The 4,272-nt window shown below is 61.1% G+C and carries 4 protein-coding genes and 1 pseudogene; 2 read left to right on the top strand and 3 right to left on the bottom strand.

Translation table 11 applies throughout. From position 1 onward, the window contains the following. Window positions 1-151: 151 nt before the first annotated feature. Window positions 152-1,570 (bottom strand): metalloprotease PmbA, encoded by a 1,419-nt coding sequence (pmbA, locus tag HHJ19_RS02270; protein ID WP_296903715.1) that lies wholly within the window; start codon window positions 1,568-1,570, stop codon window positions 152-154. 25 nt (window positions 1,571-1,595) lie between these two features. Between pmbA and yjgA the strand changes: the two genes are divergently transcribed. Next, complete coding sequence (gene yjgA, locus HHJ19_RS02265; protein ID WP_296903714.1) at window positions 1,596-2,195, top strand: ribosome biogenesis factor YjgA; 600 nt, start codon at window positions 1,596-1,598, stop codon at window positions 2,193-2,195. Next, on the top strand, window positions 2,192-2,788 hold the full coding sequence (gene mog / locus HHJ19_RS02260; protein ID WP_296903713.1) for a molybdopterin adenylyltransferase: 597 nt from the start codon (window positions 2,192-2,194) through the stop codon (window positions 2,786-2,788). The genes yjgA and mog overlap by 4 nt, the downstream gene beginning before the upstream one ends. Before the next feature lie 275 nt (window positions 2,789-3,063). Here the strand turns inward: mog and cysE are convergent, their stop codons facing one another. Both cysE and HHJ19_RS02250 read right to left on the bottom strand, forming a co-directional pair. Next, the gene (gene cysE, locus HHJ19_RS02255) at window positions 3,064-3,843 is read right to left on the bottom strand and encodes a serine O-acetyltransferase (RefSeq protein ID WP_296903711.1); all 780 of its coding nucleotides are present in this window, start codon (window positions 3,841-3,843) and stop codon (window positions 3,064-3,066) included. A gap of 9 nt (window positions 3,844-3,852) precedes the next feature. Beyond that, window positions 3,853-4,272 (bottom strand): annotated as a pseudogene (locus tag HHJ19_RS02250) (RNA methyltransferase); the annotation flags it as partial.

Raw genomic sequence — 4,272 nt, 5'->3', positions numbered from 1 at the left:
ATTGTTAACAATCCGCAAGAAATCTGGATTGCCGGACAGCTGGGATTTAACAGCCAAACAGCGAAAAACTGAAACAGATCGCTGTTTTATCGCCGATGGAGCGTTGCCGCCGCCTCCCCACCCCCCGGAATACATGAAAAAACGGCCGCTCTCAGGTTCCCGCGACTTTCATCCGGTTCACCAGAATCGAGCCTACCGTCTTGGCCCCGTAGTTGTAGGCATCGGCACCCACGGCCTGAATCCCCATCAGCATGTCCTTGAGATTGCCAGCAATGGTGATCTCTTCCACCGGAAACACAATCTCACCATTTTCCACCCAGAAGCCCGAAGCGCCGCGCGAGTAGTCGCCAGTCACGTAGTTCACGCCCTGCCCCATCAGCTCGGTCACAAAAAGGCCCCGACCGAGCTTGCGCAGCATGCCATCCAGATCGTCGCCAGCGCGGGTTTTGCGGCTGGTCAGGGTAAGGTTGTGCGAGCCGCCGGCGTTGCCAGTGGTACGCATGCCCAGCTTGCGCGCTGAATAGGTGCTCAGGAAGTAGCCCTGCACGCATCCGGCATCCACCACCTGACGCGCGCTGGTTTTTACGCCTTCTTCATCAAACGGCGCGCTGCCCTTGCCTTTCGGGAGGTGCGGGTCTTCGCTGATGTCGATGTGTTTGGGAAAGACGAGTTTGCCCATGCTGTCGAGCAAGAAGCTGCTTTTGCGGTATAGCGCGCCGCCGCTCACGGCCTGCACAAAACCACCCAGCAGACCGGCGGCGAGCGGCGACTCAAACAGAACCGGGCATTGCGTGGTCGGGATTTTGCGGCTCTTCAGTCGCGCCAGCGCACGTTCGGCGGCGTAGCGGCCAACGGCTTCGGGGCGGGCGAGTTCGCCCGCGTCGCGCATGGAGCTGTACCAGGCATCGCGCTGCATCTGACTGCCCTTGCCGGCAATCGGCGCCACTGAGATGCTGTGGCGCGAGCTTGCATAGCCGCCGCGAAAGCCCTTGGTGTGGGCGCTGAAAAAATGGCTCTGCTGGGCTGAAACGCCCGCTCCTTCGCTGTTGGTGATCAGGCGGCTGGTATTCATGGCGGCGGCTTCGCACTTCAGGGCCAGCTGCGCGGCCTCCTCGGAGGTGATGGCCCAGGGATGAAACAGGTCGAGCGCCGGGTAATCGCGGGCAATGTCGCTGTCGTCGGGCAGGCCTGAGGTTTCATCTTCCGCCGTGAAACGCGCGATATCGTAGGCGGCTTTCACGGTTTGCTGGATGGCCGCCTTCGAAAAGTCGCTGGTCGCCGCGTTGCCGCGCTTTTTGCCGATGTAGACCGTGATGCCCAGCGACTTGTCGCGGTTGCGCTCGACCGACTCAAGCTCGCCCTTGCGCACGCTGACCGAAAGGCCGCAGCCCTCGGACGCTTCGGCTGCGGCGTCGCTGGCGCCAAGCTTTTTGGCGTGACCCAGCGCGGTGTCGACCAGCGTCTCGAAAAAGTCACGGTGGTAGCTAAAACCAGCCTCGGGCGGGCGATCCGGCTTGCCAACGGTTCGAGAAGTGTTGCGGGATGAGCGGACAGGGGATATTTGGGTCATATGGGTGGCTATGATACTGACTGCTATGAATAACAAGTCTCCCAAGCCCATTAAAGGCTACTGGTCCAACGGCCGATTCGTGAAACCTGAAGAAATTGCCCTCGAAGAAGTGGGGCCGCCAAGCAAGACCCAACTCAAAGCCGAGGCCGACGAAAAACAGGCGCTCGGTGAAGCGCTGCTGACCCTGCGCGCCGACCTGATGGCGCGGCTGGACCTGCCCGAAAAGCTGCTCGATGCACTTGCCCAAGCCAGGCGCATCACCAATTTCGAGGGCCGGCGCCGGCAGATGCAATTCATCGGCAAGCTGATGCGGCCGCTGGACGCCGAACCGATTCGCGCAGCCATCAACGAACAGCTCAACGGCTCAGCCGATCTCACCCTCGCCTTGCACCTGGCCGAGCAGTGGCGCGACAAGCTGATTGCCTCGGACGATGCGCTGGGCGATTGGCTGACCGAGTACCCCGACACTGATTCGCAACAGCTGCGCGCGCTAATCCGCCAGGTCCGCAAGGACGCCAAACCTGAAAAACCCGAAAGTGCCGGTGAAGCGCCGCGCCACGGCAAGTCTTACCGTGAAATTTTCCAGCTCGTCAGGCAGGCAATGGGTAAGGACTCCGAGGCATGAGCGAGCTGTTTGACCCCGTCAGGATCGGTATCGTCTCGGTCAGTGACCGGGCTTCTTCAGGCGTCTATGTTGACAAGGGATTGCCGGCGCTGAAGGAGTGGCTGACGCGTGCGCTGCGCAACCCGATCACCTTTGAAGAACGGCTGATTCCCGACGATCAGGCGGGCATCAGCGCCGCCCTGGTTGAACTGGTGGACACCGGCTGCTCGCTGGTGCTGACAACCGGCGGTACCGGCCCCGCGCCGCGCGATGTGACGCCCGAAGCCACGCTGGCCGTGGCGCACCGGCAACTGCCGGGCTTTGGCGAACAGATGCGGCAGATCAGCCTGAAGTTTGTGCCGACTGCGATTTTGTCGCGCCAATGCGCGGTGATTCGCAACCAGTCGCTGATTTTCAACCTGCCCGGCCAGCCCAAATCCATCCAGGAAACACTGGAAGGTTTGAAAAGCGACGCTGGCGAGTCGCTCGTTCCCGGCATTTTTGCCGCCGTACCTTACTGCATCGACCTGATTGGCGGGCCTTATCTTGAAACCCGCGACGAAGTCTGCAAGGCCTTCCGGCCGAAAAGTGCGCAGCGACCCAAGCCGCCCTGACGACTTGAAACCGGCGGATCAAACTGCCGTCAGCGGCGCTGATCTTGCGCTCGCAGCTATTCAATCAATAACAACCCAGCGTTCAGGAAATACTCGGCGCACAGCCAGACCAAGGCCTTGGTCAACTCTCGATCAACTCTTGAGCCGTTGGCCATCGCATTCGTGGCGCCCGGCCAGCAAACGCGAAAAAAGTCAAAAATACTACGAATTCAATAGCAAGGTATAGCGGTACTTAATGGACCAGCGACCAAAACCACGCTAGAACCAACCCCTGGCTACTTACCCACTAGCTGGTTCAGCTTCTCGGCCTCAAAGCTTTCACGCAAAGCCGCGTCCCTGGGCACACAATCGCGATTGCCGGCGATTTGCGGATTGGAAAGTTTTTCAATCGCTTGCCAAAGCAGCGATATCTGGTGCTCCTGCCCATCGGCATTGTCGATCAGCCCGCGCAACGCCTGCGACACCGGGTCGTCGTTTTGCGTCACACCATAGGCCGAAAAACCCATCTGGCTGGCGGCTTGCTCACGTTTTACGTCGGCGTCAGCCTGAATCACGCGGGCCGGGTTTCCGACAGCGGTCGCGCCTGCTGGCACGGGCTTGACGACGACGGCGTTCGAGCCGATGCGGGCACCATCGCCCACGATGAAGCCGCCCAGCACCTGCGCACCCGCTCCCACGACCACGTCACGCCCCAGCGTCGGATGGCGCTTGGTCCCCTTGTATAGCGAGGTGCCGCCCAGCGTCACGCCCTGGTAAATCGTACAGCCATCACCGATTTCGGCGGTTTCTCCGACAACAACGCCCATGGCATGGTCAAAAAACACGCGCTCGCCGATTTTGGCGCCGGGGTGAATTTCAATACCGGTGAATCCACGCGAAAAATGGGAGATGAAGCGGCCCAGCCATTTAAAGCCGTGCGTCCAGCACCAGTGTGCCCGGCGGTGCAGGATGACGGCGTGCAGACCGGGGTAGCAGGTCAGCACTTCCCAGGCCGTCCGGGCGGCTGGGTCGCGGTCAAGAATGCACTGGATGTCGGAGCGGAGTCTGGGAAACATGGGAGAAGTTTATGGCGTGGCGGGCGTATTCGCTGGCGCCGGCGCTTTGTCCGGTACGGCCAGAGTTTTATCCGGCCCATTTCGCATCATGGCCTTGGCCACGCCGCGCAGGATATGGATTTCTTCCGGGCTGAGCTGCGCACGGTTGAACAACTGATTCAGGCGTGGCATGAGTTTTTTGGGCGATGCCGGGTCAAAAAAGCCGATCTCGATCAGCGCTTCTTCCCAGTGCCCGAGCATGCCGCTGACGGCGGCGGCGTCGGCCAGCCGCGGCTCGGCGGTGGCTGGCTGCACGGCAAAACCGCCGAGCGCTTCGCGCCAGTCGTAGGCGATCAGCTGCACCGCCGCGCCCAGATTCAGCGAGCCGAATTTCGGATCGGTCGGAATGCTCAAGGCCACATGGCAGCGGTACACGTCTTCGTTCTGCGT

The sequence above is a fragment of the Polaromonas sp. genome, from assembly GCF_012927415.1.
In the GTDB taxonomy this organism is placed as follows: domain Bacteria; phylum Pseudomonadota; class Gammaproteobacteria; order Burkholderiales; family Burkholderiaceae_C; genus Polaromonas.
This window is presented reverse-complemented; position numbering and strand designations above follow the sequence as displayed.